The 16768-nt window shown below is 35.1% G+C and carries 13 protein-coding genes; 6 read left to right on the top strand and 7 right to left on the bottom strand.

The window, feature by feature from the left end; all coding sequences use genetic code 11:
* Positions 1-2006: DUF4397 domain-containing protein (locus VK161_RS06135; RefSeq protein WP_324213884.1), on the bottom strand; the 2006-nt coding region annotated here is incomplete at its 3' end.
* A gap of 402 nt (positions 2007-2408) precedes the next feature.
* On the opposite strand from VK161_RS06135, the gene VK161_RS06130 reads away from it, so the two are divergent.
* The 6 genes from VK161_RS06130 to VK161_RS06105 all read left to right on the top strand — a co-directional run bounded on the left by VK161_RS06130 (position 2409) and on the right by VK161_RS06105 (position 11180).
* Complete coding sequence (locus VK161_RS06130) at positions 2409-4577, top strand: S9 family peptidase (protein WP_324213883.1); 2169 nt, start codon at positions 2409-2411, stop codon at positions 4575-4577.
* Positions 4578-4580: 3 nt separating this feature from the next.
* Positions 4581-5711: a hypothetical protein gene (locus tag VK161_RS06125; protein WP_324213882.1), complete on the top strand. Its 1131-nt coding sequence runs from the start codon at positions 4581-4583 to the stop codon at positions 5709-5711.
* A gap of 171 nt (positions 5712-5882) precedes the next feature.
* Positions 5883-7391, top strand: coding sequence for a peptide MFS transporter (locus tag VK161_RS06120; RefSeq protein ID WP_324213881.1), 1509 nt, complete (start codon positions 5883-5885; stop codon positions 7389-7391).
* 82 nt (positions 7392-7473) lie between these two features.
* Complete coding sequence (locus VK161_RS06115; protein WP_324213880.1) at positions 7474-9132, top strand: peptide MFS transporter; 1659 nt, start codon at positions 7474-7476, stop codon at positions 9130-9132.
* Between the two features lie 4 nt (positions 9133-9136).
* A complete protein-coding gene (locus VK161_RS06110) occupies positions 9137-10618 on the top strand; it encodes a peptide MFS transporter (protein ID WP_324213879.1) in 1482 nt (493 codons plus the stop codon).
* Between the two features lie 55 nt (positions 10619-10673).
* Complete coding sequence (locus tag VK161_RS06105; RefSeq protein WP_324213878.1) at positions 10674-11180, top strand: thioredoxin family protein; 507 nt, start codon at positions 10674-10676, stop codon at positions 11178-11180.
* On the opposite strand, the gene VK161_RS06100 is transcribed toward VK161_RS06105, so the two are convergent.
* The 6 genes from VK161_RS06100 to surE form a co-directional block, all read right to left on the bottom strand.
* Positions 11181-13196 carry a ComEC/Rec2 family competence protein gene (locus VK161_RS06100; RefSeq protein ID WP_324213877.1) on the bottom strand — a complete coding sequence of 672 codons (2016 nt, stop codon included), beginning with the start codon at positions 13194-13196 and terminating at the stop codon, positions 11181-11183.
* Between the two features lie 101 nt (positions 13197-13297).
* Positions 13298-13909 carry a C40 family peptidase gene (locus VK161_RS06095; protein ID WP_324213876.1) on the bottom strand — a complete coding sequence of 204 codons (612 nt, stop codon included), beginning with the start codon at positions 13907-13909 and terminating at the stop codon, positions 13298-13300.
* A gap of 10 nt (positions 13910-13919) precedes the next feature.
* Positions 13920-15029 (bottom strand): lipid-A-disaccharide synthase, encoded by a 1110-nt coding sequence (gene lpxB / locus VK161_RS06090; protein ID WP_324213875.1) that lies wholly within the window; start codon positions 15027-15029, stop codon positions 13920-13922.
* Between the two features lie 2 nt (positions 15030-15031).
* The gene (locus tag VK161_RS06085) at positions 15032-15535 is read right to left on the bottom strand and encodes a phosphoglycerate mutase family protein (RefSeq protein WP_324213874.1); all 504 of its coding nucleotides are present in this window, start codon (positions 15533-15535) and stop codon (positions 15032-15034) included.
* A gap of 14 nt (positions 15536-15549) precedes the next feature.
* On the bottom strand, positions 15550-15819 hold the full coding sequence (locus VK161_RS06080; RefSeq protein WP_324213873.1) for a hypothetical protein: 270 nt from the start codon (positions 15817-15819) through the stop codon (positions 15550-15552).
* Between the two features lie 2 nt (positions 15820-15821).
* Positions 15822-16592 (bottom strand): 5'/3'-nucleotidase SurE, encoded by a 771-nt coding sequence (gene surE, locus VK161_RS06075; RefSeq protein WP_324213872.1) that lies wholly within the window; start codon positions 16590-16592, stop codon positions 15822-15824.
* Positions 16593-16768 lie beyond the last annotated feature (176 nt).

The raw sequence follows: 16768 nt of genomic DNA, 5'->3' as shown, positions 1-16768 counted from the left end.
CCGTCTAAATTTAATGTTTGTAGTGGAGCTAAATAACTGGCAACAGTTGTAGTTCCGGTTGCGTCTCTAACGTCTAGAGTAAAGTCCAAATTAGGAAGTTCTAAATAACCTGCAAAACTTGGGAAAGAGATGTCATTTACAATGGTTCCAGCAGGAACAGAAGTTTCAACTACATCAACAGTTGGAGCATCAGGCGAACCGTGATTCACTAGTACATCCGTTTGTGCTGGATTGGAAGCAGCTTCACGACCTTGAGCAAAAACAGATAGTGCGAAAGAATTAGGATTGGTGTAACCAGTAGCACTTACAATTCCATTAGCAATAGCAATGTAGGTTTCGCCATCGGCTAATGTAGTGGTTAAATTGTACAATGATTGAGCTGAAGAAGTACTGTTTCCTGGAGCAACATCGATACTTAGGGCAACACCAGCGGGAACATCTATAAATGGTGTAGCAGTTCTGAAAGCGAAGTCATTCAATGTAATAACACCGTTTACATAAACATCAACTGTTTGTGCAGCAAGATCAGGTGAATTGTGAATTACTTGTAAACGAGCTGTCGGATTTGTAGCCAATGGCAACGGAATCAAATTTCCACCAGCTGCAGTGGCAACCCAAAGTCCAAAAGCTGGACCATTGCTATTGGTTGATGGATCTAAAAACCCACTAGCAATTACAGTAATGGCTGCACCGTCTAAATTTAGTGTTTGTAGTGGAGCTAAATAACTGGCAACAGTTGTAGTTCCGGTTGCGTCTCTAACGTCTAGAGTAAAATCTAAGTTTGGAAGTTCTAAATATCCTGCAAAACTTGGAAACGAAATATCGTTCACAATAGTTCCTGCAGGAACAGAAGTTTCAACTACATCAACAGTTGGAGCATCAGGCGAACCGTGATTCACCAGTACATCCGTTTGTGCTAGATTGGAAGCAGCTTCACGACCTTGAGCAAAAACCGAAAGTGCGAAAGAGTTAGGGTTAGTATAACCAGTAGCACTTACAATTCCATTAGCAATAGCGATGTAGGTTTCGCCTTCAGCTAATGTAGCTGTTAAATTATACAATGATTGAGCCGAAGAAGTACTGTTTCCTGGGGCAACATCAATGCTTAGAGCAACACCAGCGGGAACATCAATAAATGGTGTAGCGGTTCTGAAAGCGAAGTCATTCAATGTAATAACACCGTTTACATATACATCTACTACAGATGCTGCTAAATCAGGTGAATTGTGAATTACTTGTAAACGAGCTGTCGGATTTGTAGCCAAAGGCAACGGAATTAAATTTCCACCAGCTGCAGTGGCAACCCAAAGTCCAAAAGCTGGACCATTGCTATTGGTTGATGGATCCAAGAATCCACTTGCAATCACAGTAATAGCTGCACCGTCTAAATTTAATGTTTGTAGTGGAGCTAAATAACTGGCAACAGTTGTAGTTCCGGTTGCGTCTCTAACGTCTAGAGTAAAGTCCAAATTAGGAAGTTCTAAATAACCTGCAAAACTCGGAAAAGAGATGTCGTTTACAATGGTTCCAGCAGGAACTGAGGTTTCGACAACGTCTACCGTAGGTGCATCGGGCGAACCATGATTCACTAGTACATCCGTTTGTACTGGATTGGAAGCAGCTTCACGACCTTGAGCAAAAACAGAAAGGGCAAATGAATTAGGGTTAGTATAACCAGTAGAACTTACAATTCCATTAGCAATAGCAATGTAGGTTTCGCCATCGGCTAATGTAGTGGTTAAATTGTACAATGATTGAGCCGAAGAAGTACTGTTTCCTGGAGCAACATCGATGCTTAGGGCAACGCCTGCGGGAACCGTTTTGAAGTCGGTTGCAGTTCTGAACACAAAATCATTGATAAAAATGGAGCCATTCACATAAACATCAACTGTTTGTGCGGCAAGGTCGGGTGAATTATGCACCACTTGTAAACGTGCGGTTTGTGCATAAATCATACTTCCTAAAAATAGAAGTAAAATCTGGATTAATGATGTAATTCTTTTCATAACTTGTTTTTTATTTGTTTAACATTTCAAAGATAACTTTAGTCAATTGTTAAATTGTTAAAAAAACATTAAATCACTTTTTTGTTAAGAATATTTTATGATTTGTAAAACATTGAAATCCAGTACAATGCAAGGTGTTTCCTTTTGCTCTGAGAGAGTATGGCGCTTTTTTATTTGAATGACAACAAATGAATGTTTAACATTTTGTAATAAAAAATAAACAATGAATGATTTGATTGTCTTGGTTGGGTTTGGGATTACAGAATACAATTGTTTCATCGAGTTGGTGAATACTTATTATTATTTGTATTTGTTAATCCAAAATTGCTTTTAACATAAAAATAGGAGTTTATTTCCAATATTTTCACTAAAATTGACCTCGTTTATTAATCCATCAGAACTATGCAATCAAAAAAACTACTTGCCCTCTTTTTGTTCACTTGTTTTTCGGTTATCGCTCAGCAAAAAATAACCATTGAGGAAATTTATACTGGAGCTTTTCGCGCCAAAGGAATGGACGAATTAAAATCAATGAAAAACACCAATCAATATACGGTGTTGAATTCGGATAGAGCAACCAAAAGTCAGCAAATTGATTTGTATGATTTTGCTACACTGAAAAAAGTAGCAACATTATTAGATACTAAAAATCATTCTCAATTGAGCGATGGAATTGATAGTTACACCTTCAGCAAAGACGAAAAACAAATCTTGATAGCCAACAATTCGGCTCCTATCTTTCGTCATTCTTTTACCGCCGATTATTACCTTTATAATTTGGCTACAAAAGAACTAACTAAGGTTTTGGAGCAAGTTCAAGAGCCAACGTTTTCTCCAGACGGAACCAAAATCGGTTTTGCCAAATCCAATGATTTATTCATTTACGACATTGCTTCAAAAAATACAACCCAAGTAACTACTGATGGTAAGAAAAATGCCATCATAAACGGAATTACGGATTGGGTATACGAAGAAGAATTTGCTTTTGTACGCGCTTTTGATTGGAGCGCCGACAGCAAAAAACTGGCTTACATTCGTTTTGATGAAACTGAGGTGCCACAATTTTCAATGGATTTGTATAAAAAAGCTTTGTATCCAACGGCTGAGACTTTTAAATATCCCAAAGCGGGCGAGAAGAACGCTATAGTTTCATTGCATGTTTATGATGTGAACGGAAAATCGTCAAAAACTATCAATTTGGGAAGTTACAACGATTTTTACATTGCTCGAATGAAATGGACCAATGATGCTAATGTATTGAGTGCTCAAGTTTTGAATCGTCATCAGGATAATTTGGATTTGATTTTTGTGGATGGAACTACCGGAGTTGCGAAAGTGGTTTTAAATGAAAAAGACAAAGCGTATGTTGATGTGACTGATAATTTAACTTTTTTAAAAGACAACAGTTTTATTTGGACTTCCGAAAAAGACGGTTACAACCATATTTATGTGTATGATAAAACAGGAAAGTTGAAAAATCAGGTGACCAAAGGCAATTGGGAAGTAACTAATTACTATGGTTTTGATGAAAAGACTAAGACAGTTTTTTATCAATCAGTTGAAAATGGATCTACTTTGAGAGATGTGTACAAAATCTCACTCGATGGTAAAAAGAAAGTGAAATTATCACAACAAGTTGGTACCAATGCAGCGACTTTTAGTCCGGATTTTACGTATTTCATCAACACGTATTCGTCGTCAACCGTGCCAATGACGTACACTTTGAACAATTCAAAAGATGGAAAACAAGTGCAATCTATTGTAGATAACACAGCATTGTTAGATAAATTAAAAAAGTACGATTTGCCTACCAAAGAGTTTTTCGAATTGACTACCGAGAAAGGTCATAAACTCAACGCTTGGATGATCAAACCTAAGAATTTTGATGCCAGCAAAAAATATCCTGTTTTTATGTATCAGTATTCAGGTCCGGGTTCACAACAAGTAGCCAATGATTGGTTGGATACCAACGATATGTGGTTCGTGATGCTTTCGCAAGAAGGTTACATTACCGTTTGTGTTGACGGAAGAGGAACGGGTTTCAAAGGTGCCGAATTTAAAAAATGTACTCAAAAAGAATTAGGGAAATTTGAAGTAGAAGATCAAATCGATGCCGCAAAAGTGATTGGAAATTATTCCTATGTAGATAAAAGCAGAATTGGAATTTTTGGTTGGTCGTACGGCGGATTCATGTCGAGTAACTGTTTGTTCAAAGGAAACGATGTATTCAAAATGGCAATTGCGGTTGCGCCAGTGACCAATTGGAGGTTTTACGACAGTATTTATACCGAAAGATACATGCAAACTCCACAAGAAAATGCGAGCGGTTACGATGATAATTCGCCTATTAATCACGTAAGCAAATTGAAAGGAAATTTCCTTTTGATACACGGAACAGCCGATGATAATGTTCACGTGCAAAACAGTATGCAAATGATAGAAGCCTTAATTCAAGCCAATAAACAGTTTGATTGGGCGATTTATCCGGATAAAAATCACGGAATATTTGGTGGAAAAACCCGAATTCAATTGTTTACCAAAATGACCAATTTTATCAAAGAGAAGTTGTAAAAAATGGAGCAACATCAATTTTACTTAATAACAGAATTATTAATTTCTTTAATTGGTGGGTTTTTATTGCTTTCTATTTGGTTGGTAGTTCAGAATAAATTCAAACAAAAATTAACTTCTGAAATTGCCATCAAACGATTTGACAAAGGATTGCTATTCATTAGTTTTTCGGTGTTTGTTTGGTCATTTTCCTCGCTGTTGATTATTGTTTTCAATAACTTTAATACCAATAGTTGGCTGATTTTGATCAGTCAGAACATGTTTTCTATACTGAATTCATTGTTTCTGATATTGGCATTGTACTATTTTGATAATTCACCCGAATACCTGTACAACAATAAAAAAAGTACTACTAGAATTTTATTTTTCTTCGTTGGGCTTTCCTTAATTTCATTGTTGATTGCTCTCTTTTTTGGTGAAACCATTAACACCTACGGCATTCGATTCAATACGATTCCCGATTTAGTGTTGTCGGCCATACTAACTTGGTTTTTAATTATTTCTCTTTATCGAACGTTCTACAATCGGAAGATGAAAAGTGTGGCCATCATTGCGGTTTTGAGCATGATTGTTTTATTCATCACTCAAGTGCCTTATGTATTTAATTTTGAGAATTATTCATCGAGCATTGATTTAGCCAAATTGATTGCTAAAACGACGCTTATATTCATCTTTTTAGTTTTAGGAACCAGTTGGGTGTTGGAATTATCGCAATTGCCTGAAGCCACAACTATGAAGATTAATTTTGTGAATTGGAACGTGGTTGAACTGTCCATTCCATCCAAAAATATCTTAAATCAAACCATCAACTTCGGAAACAAAACAACCCAGTTTAATAATTTACTAAAGTTTGCCATTAGACGAAAATTTGCATCCGAAGAAAACATGTGTATCGAAGTTTTTAACGGTGGCGAAATTCTAAGTCAAACCTATTTGAGTAGAATTATTGACAACATAAATGCCATTTTAGAGCTTGAAGACGACATGAAAATTACCAGAAACGACTTTTTTACATTCATAGGTCAAGCCAAATACCGACTTCGTTTTTTGCCTGAATATATTGAGATAAATGATTCGCTATTGCTTGAATTTACTCGTAATATTGACAATGGGCAGTACAAAGAATTTGTCTAAAACTTCTTTTTTCTTCAGTAACAATTACTCACAAAAGCTTATTTTTAGTGATTTCTCAATTTTTGATTATTATTTAATTGCAATAGTTTGTACTTTGCACTATCAAACGATGACATTGTCAATTATCAAAAGAAGTTATTAATCAACTAAATATAAACTAAAACAATAATTATGAGTGAAAAAACAGTAAAAACAGGACATCCAAAAGGACTTTACTTCCTATTCTTTACCGAGATGTGGGAACGATTTAGTTATTACGGAATGAGAGCAATTTTCATTTTGTTTATGACCAAAGTATTGTTAATGAAGGATGCAGATGCTTCCGAAATCTATGGGAGTTATACAGGTTTGGTATACTTAACACCGCTTTTAGGAGGTTATTTATGTGATAAATTCTTAGGAAATAGAAGAAGTATTGTTATCGGAGGTTTGCTGATGGCTATCGGTCAGTTTTTTATGTTTTTAAGTGCTTCGGCAGGAGCAGACGGTGGAGTTTCGCTAATGTGGTTAGGATTAACAGCAATTATTATTGGAAATGGTTTCTTTAAACCGAATATCTCAACTATGGTGGGTCAGTTGTATCCTGCTAACGACAGAAGAATTGATAGTGCATTTACCATTTTCTATATGGGAATCAATTTAGGTGCTTTCTTTTCACCTTTAGTTTGTGGTTCTATGGATTTCAAATGGGGATTTTTGGCTGCTTGTGTTGGTATGTTGTTAGGTTTAGTTGCTTTTATTGTTGGACAAAAAAAATACCTTATTTCTGAAGAAGGAAAACACATTGGTTTACCTGTTAAAAAATTAGATGCAAAAAGTATCGGAATGATAGTTGGTTCGATTGCAATAATTTTCTTTATGTTGAATTTCAAGCAAATGTTCAAAAGTGATGTTGATATCATCAGCTACTTTATCTATGGCGCAATGATATTAATGCCTGTTTTAATCTTCAGTGATAAAAGCTTATCAAAAATTGAAACACAACGAATTACTGTGATTTTTATTCTTGCTTTCTTCGTAATCTTCTTTTGGGGTGCATTCGAACAAGCAGGTGCATCATTAACTCTTTTTGCTGACAGACAAACTGAAAGAACATTGTTTGGTTGGGAAATGCCAGCTTCTTATTTTCAATCGGTCAACCCATTAGCAGTTATTGCTCTAGCTCCAATTATGACTATAGTTTGGGGATTCTTATACGCTAGAAAATTAGAGCCATCATCGCCTAAGAAAATGGCTATTGGATTAGGATTAGTAGCACTAGGATATGTTGTAATTGCTATTGCTGTTAAAGGTTTAGGATTAGGTGAAAAAGTATCAATGTGGTGGTTAATTGGTTTGTATGTAATTCATACAATCGGAGAATTGTGTTTGTCACCAATTGGGTTGTCAATGGTTTCAAAATTAGCTCCTTTACGTTTGTCATCGTTAATGATGGGAACATGGTTTTTAGCTAATGCTGCAGCAAATAAATTTGCAGGAACATTGAGTGCTTTGATTCCGGGTGGAGAAGATGGAACAGGTGGAGCAACTTCATTCTTAGGATTTCAAATCACTAACTTGTATGAATTCTTTGTCTTGTTTATTTTAATGTCAGGAATTGCAGCAGCTATATTGTTTGTATTAAGTTCTTGGTTAGAGAAAAGAATGCACAATGATCACGTTGAAGTTGCAGTAAAATAAGACTCAAGGTTTAAAAAATATTTTTTATTATATTTGAAAACCTTCAGAACATTTCTGGAGGTTTTTTTTAATCATCATTATTATGTGGAAAAGTCATCCTAAGGCATTGCCCTTTTTGTTTTTATCTGAAATGTGGGAACGTTTCGGATACTATTTAATGATTGGTATTTTTACCCTGTATCTTAAAGATGTAGAAGCCGGTTTTGCTATGACCGAAAAAGAAGCTTCTGACTTGTATGGAACTTTTATCGCTCTGGTATTCTTAACGCCTTTTATTGGTGGTTTGGTGGCCGACCGTTATCTTGGGTATAAAAAATCAATTGTCATTGGTGGATTGATGATGGGCGCAGGTTATTTTATGATGGGAATTCACAACATCACCATGCTTTATGTTGCCATGACTTTGGTAATTGTTGGAAATGGATTCTTCAAACCGAATATTTCAACACTATTAGGGAATTTCTACAACGATGAACAATACAAAGAAAAGAAAGACGAAGGCTATAATATTTTCTATATGGGAATCAATATTGGAGCTTTCATTTGTAATTTTTTTGGTGCCGCATTGCAAATTTTATTAGGATGGCAATATGCTTTTATGGCTGCTGGAGTTGGAATGTTTATAGGAGTAATTGTGTTTTTACTAGGAACTAAACATTATGGAGATAAAACGGAGAAGAAAGGTTTTCAACAAGGCGATATGCCTTTTTACAAAATTGTACTTTTTATTTTATTACCATCAATTGTTTTTGGAATTATTGGATGGTTAATCAAAGGAGTTCAGTCCGATATCAATACGGACAGTGCCATTTTTGGTTCAGACAGTACCGATGCCTTTATTTTTGCATGTATACCCGTGATTTTTTTCTACGGAAGTTTGTATTTCAAAGCCAAAGTAGAAGACAAAAGGCCTATCGGTGCTTTATTGTCCATTTTTGCCGTTGTAATTTTATTTTGGGCCGTTTTTAAATTAAATGGTTCTGCTCTTAATACTTGGGCCGATCGCTATACTGATAGACAAGTAACAGGTACAACCGAAAAAGTATTTTCAGCTTTAGTTTTGTCAAAAGAACTAACCTATGAAAAAACCGAAACGGAGTTGTACGATGAGCAATTCCGACTTCAAAAAGAAAACGGTGAGGTTAAAAAAACAGTTGATTATCCTGTTTATTTCAGAAATACTTCTAAAGAGACTTTGCCCCAAGAAGGAAGCAAAATCAGTGTTTGGGTAACCAGTTTAAGTCAGTCGATTAATCCAGGTTGGGTAATTATTTTAACGCCATTAGTGGTTGCCTTTTTTACTTATTTAAGAGCAAGGAAAAAAGAACCTTCCACACCAACTAAAATTGCTTTCGGGTTATTAATTTCTGCCTTGTCTGTTTTAGTAATGGTAGCAGCAGTTCAAATCGGAAACAATGGAGCCGAAAAAGTATCAGTTTGGTGGTTAGTAGCTAATTATGGTGTGATTACTATTGGAGAATTGTTTCTAAGTCCGATGGGATTGTCGGTTGTATCTAAATTATCACCAAAAAACATCACCGCTTTAATGATGGGCGGATGGTTTTTATCAACCTCTATTGGAAATAAATTAAGCGGTGTTTTAGCCAGTATGTGGGATACTTATGATGATAAAGCCAATTTCTTTTGGATTAATTTCGGATTATTAATGTTTGCAACTGTACTGATGTTTGCCTTAGTTAAAAATCTAAATAAAGTGATGAGAGATCACGGAATCAACTAAAACTATGGAAAAAGACCTTACAATCGAACAGATTCAAAATTTTGAAGGTAAATACCCAAAACAACTGTGGTATTTGTTTTTCAGTGAGATGTGGGAACGTTTTTGTTTCTACGGAATGCGCGGAATGCTTACTTTTTTTATGGTTGATCAATTGCTGATGAACGAAAAAGTAGCCAATTTGCAATACGGAGCAACTCAAGCTTTTGTATATGCTTTTACCTTTATCGGTGGTTTGTTTGCCGATAAAATATTGGGTTATAGAAAGTCGCTTTTTTGGGGTGGAATCATGATGATCATCGGAAGTATTATTTTGGCCGTCAATCCGCAAAAGTTTTTCTTTTTAGGAATTTCGTTTACAGTTATTGGTACTGGTTTTTTTAAACCTAACATTTCTACAATGGTCGGAACGCTATACAAAGCAAATGATACTCGTAGAGATGCCGGATTTTCATTGTTTTACTCCGGAATCAACATCGGAGCACTTCTCGGAGGTTATGCTTGTATATATCTAGGTAAAAACTATTCGTGGAATTTGGCCTTTGGTTTGGCCGGAATTGTAATGACCATCAGTTTGCTGACATTTGTATTTACTCAAAAAAGCCTCTCAACCATCGGAATTTCACCTCTAATGCATTTGGATAATTCGAAGAGAAAACTCTATGAGTATGCAACCTACATCGGAACTATTCTAGCCATTCCACTAATTATGGCAATGGTGTCAAATCCAGAATATACCGATTATTTCATGTATACCATTGGTCCAATTACTTTACTCTATTTGGCTTACGAAATGAGAAATTTCTCTATTAATGAAAATAAAAAGTTGATAGCCGCAATGGTATTCATCATTTTCTCCATCTTATTTTGGGCCTTTTTTGAACAAAGCGGTGGTTCGTTGAGTCTATTTGCCGCAAATAATTTAGATAATGATATTTTTGGACTGACATTAGATCCTAACGGAGTCAACAATGCGGCCAATTCGCTCTTTGTCATCATTTTTGCGCCACTTTTAGGAATAGCTTGGATTTGGATGAGTAATCGAAAATCAGAACCGAATACTGTAGTGAAATTTGGACTCGGATTTTTATTCTTAGCCTTAGCCTTTTATACTTTTTACAGTACGCGATTTTTTGCGGATGCAAATGGATTGACATCATTAGAAATGTTCACTCTTGCTTATTTTATCATCACTTTTGGTGAATTGTGCTTGTCGCCAATTGGTCTTTCTATTATGACCAAATTAGCACCTTTAAAATTACAAGCCGTTATGATGGGAATGTGGTTTTTGGCAAGTGCTTATGGTCAATACGCAGCAGGAATATTGGGCGCCGGAATGGTGAGCGCTAATGAAAATGCTACAAAAGCTGAAAAATTAATAACCTATACCGACGGATATCAACAACTTGCTATTTATGCCGTGATTTCAGGAGTAGTTCTAATCGCTATTTCTCCTCTCGTAAAAAAATTAATGCAAGAAGTAAAATAGCCGACAAATCGTGGTATCATTTTTGTCTATATTTGTAAAATAAATTTAAAGAAACATGAAGAAAATAATCGTAACATTACTATTGGTTCTAGGTTCATTGTCGGTTGAGGCACAAGAATTAACTTGGCATAAAGACATGAAAAAGGCCATCGAAATCTCAAAGAAAGAAAATAAACCTTTGTTTTTATTCTTCACAGGAAGTGATTGGTGCGGATGGTGTATTCGTTTGCAAAAAGAAGTGTTTAAAACTCCAGAATTCATTGATTGGGCAAAGAAAAATGTGGTTCTTGTTGAACTTGATTTTCCTAGAAAAAGCACGCAATCGGATGCAGAGAAGCAACAAAACATGGAATTGCAACAGGTTTTTGCCGTACGAGGTTATCCAACAGTTCACTTTGTTAAAGCTGGTGAATTGAACGGAAAAACCAATTTTGAGCAATTGGGTAATACGGGTTATGTAGCTGGCGGACCAACAGCTTGGCTCAATGTTGCAAATCCAATTATTCAAAAATTCACTCCGTATGCTAAACCTTCCAAAAAGAAGAAAGTAGCTAAAAAATAATTACAACTTATAAAATCCCTTTTCTGAAGTATCGTGAAAAGGGATTTTTTCTTTTTCACAGGTTGCTTTCCACAGTTTCTTATAACTTTTGTAATTGGAAGCATCAGCCACAATTTCTCTGGGTTTATGCGTCTGAAGTAATCGCTCTAAATTCAATTTAGGCGAATTAATCAAGATTAAAACATCTGGTTTTTTGTTTACATAAATTCCAGAACTGTCAATTACTACAATTTTTTTATTCTTAAAATAGTAGAAGTTCTTCAACGGATTTGATTTTTCAACTTTGCAAAAATTGGCAACCAAATAAGAGTTCAACGTCCAATTTTCATTCGCGTTTTTTAGGATAGTATCGTTAGAATATACTATCACATTTCTAGAATTTCGCTCAGTAATCAAACTTTTTTTCTTTTGGTGAAAAACAATTAATTCTGATTCATTTTGAGTTTGAAACTGAGTGTACATCCAGCTAATTTGAAAAAACATAATAGTAATTAAAGCCGTTACAAGTTTTCTATAATTTGGTTTTTCGATTAAAATAAAGACGGCAATAACTACTAAATATGCACTCCACATCATTGATGTGCTCATCGGAATGTCTTTGAAAATAAAATCTTCAAACGAAGCAATCCATGCTATAATGTCATTCAATAGTTCAATACTCCATTCCAAAAGTTTCATTAGATGCAACGGAACACAATCAAAACTGGCTAATACAACTACTATCAAAGCAATTGCCAAAACAATGCTTAACAATGGCAGAACAATGATGTTAGTGACAAAAAACAATCCAGGAAACTGATGGAAATAATAAATACTCAGTGGCAAAGTGCCAATTTGTGCTGCAAAAGAAACGGTAATGATGTCCCAAAAATAAGTCACAATCTTTGATTTAGGCGACCAAATTGATTTAAAAATGGGTTGCAACCAAATAATGAAAAACAACGCCAAATAACTCAATTGAAACCCAACATCAAACAAAAAAGAGGGTTGAAAAAGTAATATCAAAAACATCGAAACCAAAAGCGAATGGTAAATGTTTACGCTTCTTCTTAAAAACAAACCAATAGCCACAAAGCTAAACATGGTTACCGATCGGACTACCGATGGCGCTAAACCAGCTAATGCTCCAAAAATCCACAAACCGATTAATGTAATTATTAGTTTTATAGTTGTTCCTTTTCGGTTGTTCGGAATTGGTTTTAAAAGCGCAGTGATGAAGAGCAAAATAAATCCCACATGTAATCCTGAAACCGATAATATATGTACTGCTCCAGCGTATTGATAATCACGTAAGACTTCTTTGCTAATGTCTTGTTGTTGTCCTAAAATAAGTGCAATTACAATGCTTAATTCCTCTTTTTTAAAATGACGTGATTCTAAATTTCGAATGATTCTGTTTCGGATTATGGCGGCATAATAACTCCAGTTTTTTTGAATCTTTGGATTGATTTTTAGTTCATTTATGTTAGTGTAAATTTGCGCATAAATGTTTTGATTGGCCAAGTAGCTTCCATAATCAAATTGATTGGGATTGCTTGGTTTTTTGTTTTTGTAAAAGGAAGATGATAGGTGTAACGTAGAACCAATAGGGAAGTTTTTGTTGAGGCTGTCTTTGCGCAAATTGAAGATGATTTTTCCACTGCTTTTACGATTGTTAAGTGCGACAACTTCGGCAGTATAGCGTTCGTTATAAAGTGTGCTTTTGAGTCGCTCTTTAATCCTAATTTCGACTAAAAATAATTCGTTTTCATCCGTAATTGAATGGAGATAATGATGGTTGCGATTGGGTTCGAAATGAATGAAGTCAATCAGTAAACCCAATCCAAAGGAAGCAATCAAAATACAAAAACCAAAATACTTTTTTTGTTTGCTAATAATAGAAACTACTGCAATCAGAAATGAAAGGCTAAAGAAAACAATCGTAAAAAGACTTGAGAAATTGCCGAAGTGAGCGATGAATAAACCTACAATAAAGGCGATAGCAATTTTTGCTAATGGGAAATGCATTACTTTCATAACGTGGCGTATATAATTATTAAATGGCGTAGATGCTATTCAATTTTTATCAAATGATAACAACTGAATAATTAAAAGAATAAAAGTAGTGATTTTTTTATTTACTCAAAGATTCGTCGAGTAGAAATATAAGTTTTTTTATAATACGCTTCTTGGGTAGACGAAATAATAACTCCTTTTTGAGTCGAAGAATGCACAAATTGAACGTCGTCGTTTCTAACATCAACTACAAAACCAACATGATTGATCGTGCCTTTTCCATTGGTTGAAAAGAAAATTAAATCGCCTTTTTTGGCATTATTCAATCGGATGTCTTTTCCCACTTTAGACATTTCGCTTGATGTTCTCGGCAAAATAATATTGTGATTTTTAAAAGTGGTGAATAGCAAGCCCGAACAATCAAAACCACTTTTGGTAGTTCCACCGTAGCGATACGGCGATCCAACATTATCCAAACTCGCATCAATGAGCAAATCAATGAGCAAATCGGTATCATCACAAGTAATCAAACTGCTCGATGAAGTGATGCTAATGTTTTCTTGTTTTCCTGAAGACTTTTTTGAGTCGTTTTTAGTCAGACGAATATTCAAATTGCCTTCGTATTTAGCTTTTTTTGTACCGTCTTTTTTAGAAGTAATGATGGCAGGTTTACTCGATTTACACGATGCAATCGCGATCAATAGAAACAATAAGTAGCAGCTTTTCCTTAGCATTTTTGCAATTCTATTTACTGTGTACAATAAGTTGTGCCGTTTTTTTACTAGCGCCGATTCCACCTAATTTAGTTTCTAATTCGTCGTATTTTTGAGCCAATTTGTTCCGGTGGTTTTGGTCTAAAAGTTGGGTTAATTCGGCTTTGATTCGCTTCGGATTGCATTCACCTTGAATCAATTCGGTTACCACTTCTTCATCCATAATCAAATTGACCAATGAGATGTATTTCAGTGTAATGATGCGCTTGGCAATTTGATACGAAACCCAACTTCCTTTATAACAGACTACTTCTGGAACTTTAAAAAGTGCGGTTTCCAATGTTGCTGTTCCCGAAGTCACCATTGCGGCATGAGCAACATCGAGTAATTTATAAGTTTGATTCTGAATCAGAGTCACTTTTTTGTTGCCGATGATAGTATGATAAAAAGACGCATCCTGACTTGGTGCGCCTGCCACAACGAAGTTATAATCAGGAAAATCATCTACAACGCTCAACATCACAGAAAGCATTTTGGTAATTTCCTGTTTTCTGCTTCCAGGCAAAATGGCAATGATGGGTTTGGTATCTAAATTAAATTCAGCACAAAAAGATTCTAAGGTAGTTTTTTGTCTATTCGAAATCGCATCAATTAAAGGATGACCCACAAATTCAACCGGAAAATGATGTTTCTTTTCGTAAAAATCTTTTTCAAAAGGCAGAATCACATACAATTTGTCAAAATCTCTTTTGATGGCTTTGATGCGGTTTTCTTTCCATGCCCAAATTTGAGGTGAAATGTAGTAATGCGTTGCAATTCCCTTCTCTTTAGCCCATTTGGCAATGCGCATGTTGAAACCAGGATAATCAATAAAGACAATTACATCGGGTTGAAATTGTTCGATGTCTTGTTTGCAAAAAGCAATGTTATTAAAGATGGTTCTCAAATTCATTACCACTTCGGCAAAACCCATAAAGGCTAGTTCACGGTAGTGTTTTACTAAAGTTCCGCCTACATTTTGCATCAAATCGCCACCCCAAAACCGAATATCAGCTTGTGGATCTTCTTCGTACAACGCCTTCATCAAATTGGAACCGTGTAAATCACCCGATGCTTCGCCAGCAATAATGTAGTACTTCATGTTTAGTAATTTAATAAACTGCAATCAATCAATTCGTCGCCTTTGAAAGTCAAAATCCAGATTTTACTAAAAACCGATTCGTCTAATTTTTGATATAGTTCTTTCTTTATCAACCGATTCACTAAAGTAGGTGATGAGTTAGAATGCCCAGCAATGACAATTGTTTTGCCTTTTTCTTTTTGTAAAAGTTGTTCAGCAAAAGCAACATCAGAAGCCTCATAATTATCAATTGGAATAGTAAATTTCTTAGACAATGGAGTCAAAGTTTGATTGGTACGAAGAAAAGGAGTAGCGTACAATTTATCAATTTTTAAATCAGCAAGCATGGTGCTCAATCGTTCGGCACGCAACATTCCTTCGGCGGATAAAGGCGGATTTTTAGTTCCATCGTCTGCTTTTTCGGCGTGACGCACTATTATTATTTTGGTTATCGTAGTTTCAGTGTTGCTTTGAGCGAAAGAAAATAACGAAAATAGAAGACTAATAAGCAGATGCAGTTTTTTCATTATTTAGAAATTGATTAAACAAAAAAGGTAAGAATCACTAATGCAATTACTGAAATTAAAACACCTTTGGCAATCGAATCCTTTTTTTTGTAAAAGAAGAATATAAAAGTAAGTACACTTAAAATAGTGCCTAAAGTGATTACCTTTCCTAATAATCCACTAAAATTCAATAATTTGTAATCTTGAATTAAATTGAAATCAGTAAAGAGGGAAACGTACAAATAAGTGCCTACAAATGAGGCAATAAGTCCCAATAAAATTCCTAACAAAAGATCTTTGTTCATAATTAAATATCCCAATTAGTTATTGTTTGTATAGCATGATGCGCCGTCATATCGTAATGAACGGGAACAATAGAAATATATCCGTTGGCTAACGCCCATTCATCAGTGTCTTCACCTTTGTCTAAATTGACAAATTCTCCTGCCAACCAATAGTAATCTTTTCCCATCGGAGTTTGACGTTTGTCAAATCGTTCTTCCCAAATGGCTTTGGCTTGTCTGCATACTTTAATTCCTTTGATTTTATCTTCATCCAATTTAGGAAAATTCACATTCAAAATAACACCATCGGGCAATTTGTTTTTCAACACTTCGGAGGCAATTTTTTTGACAAACGATTTTATAGGTTCAAAATTAGCATTCCAATTGTAATCTAAAAGTGAAAAACCGATTGACGGAATACCTTCAATTCCCGCTTCAACAGCCGCGCTCATGGTTCCTGAATAAATCACATTGATTGATGAATTGGAACCGTGATTGATTCCAGAAACACACAAATCAGGTTTTTGTTTTAAAATCTCATTGACTGCAATTTTCACACAATCTACCGGAGTTCCAGAGCAACTGTATTCTTTTATGGTGGCATTTTCCTTAGAAATGGTGTTGATGTAAAGTGTGCTATTGATGGTAATTGCGTGCCCCATTGCGCTTTGCGGGCTATCAGGAGCAACTACAACAACATTGCCCAATTCGCTCATGACTTCAATTAAAGCACGAATGCCCGGTGCGTTAATTCCGTCGTCGTTGGTTACTAAAATTAGTGGTTTTTTTGGCATTTAATAAAGTTGTTTTTGGAATTCAATTTGTAACAAAAATACTTAAATTACTACTTATTGCTACACATTTTTTATAACTTTGGCTAATATTAACATTCAGTTAGTATTTGGATTATAGTTTAACAAAAAATTATGCGTTAGGGTTTATTTTGGCATAATTTTTTATATAATTTAGT

Source organism: Flavobacterium sp., assembly GCF_035299245.1.
Lineage (GTDB): Bacteria > Bacteroidota > Bacteroidia > Flavobacteriales > Flavobacteriaceae > Flavobacterium.
The sequence above is the reverse complement of the archived record's forward strand: the minus strand, read 5'-3'. Positions and strand labels throughout refer to the sequence as shown.

Bases quoted from the DNA above. Each gene is read 5' to 3' on its own strand.
- VK161_RS06130 (WP_324213883.1), top strand. From the start codon at position 2,409: ATGCAATCAAAAAAACTACTTGCCCTCTTTTTGTTCACTTGTTTTTCG.
- VK161_RS06125 (WP_324213882.1), top strand. From the start codon at position 4,581: ATGGAGCAACATCAATTTTACTTAATAACAGAATTATTAATTTCTTTA.
- VK161_RS06120 (WP_324213881.1), top strand. From the start codon at position 5,883: ATGAGTGAAAAAACAGTAAAAACAGGACATCCAAAAGGACTTTACTTC.
- VK161_RS06115 (WP_324213880.1), top strand. From the start codon at position 7,474: ATGTGGAAAAGTCATCCTAAGGCATTGCCCTTTTTGTTTTTATCTGAA.
- VK161_RS06110 (WP_324213879.1), top strand. From the start codon at position 9,137: ATGGAAAAAGACCTTACAATCGAACAGATTCAAAATTTTGAAGGTAAA.
- VK161_RS06105 (WP_324213878.1), top strand. From the start codon at position 10,674: ATGAAGAAAATAATCGTAACATTACTATTGGTTCTAGGTTCATTGTCG.
- VK161_RS06100 (WP_324213877.1), bottom strand. From the start codon at position 13,196: ATGAAAGTAATGCATTTCCCATTAGCAAAAATTGCTATCGCCTTTATT.
- VK161_RS06095 (WP_324213876.1), bottom strand. From the start codon at position 13,909: ATGCTAAGGAAAAGCTGCTACTTATTGTTTCTATTGATCGCGATTGCA.
- lpxB (WP_324213875.1), bottom strand. From the start codon at position 15,029: ATGAAGTACTACATTATTGCTGGCGAAGCATCGGGTGATTTACACGGT.
- VK161_RS06085 (WP_324213874.1), bottom strand. From the start codon at position 15,535: ATGAAAAAACTGCATCTGCTTATTAGTCTTCTATTTTCGTTATTTTCT.
- VK161_RS06080 (WP_324213873.1), bottom strand. From the start codon at position 15,819: ATGAACAAAGATCTTTTGTTAGGAATTTTATTGGGACTTATTGCCTCA.
- surE (WP_324213872.1), bottom strand. From the start codon at position 16,592: ATGCCAAAAAAACCACTAATTTTAGTAACCAACGACGACGGAATTAAC.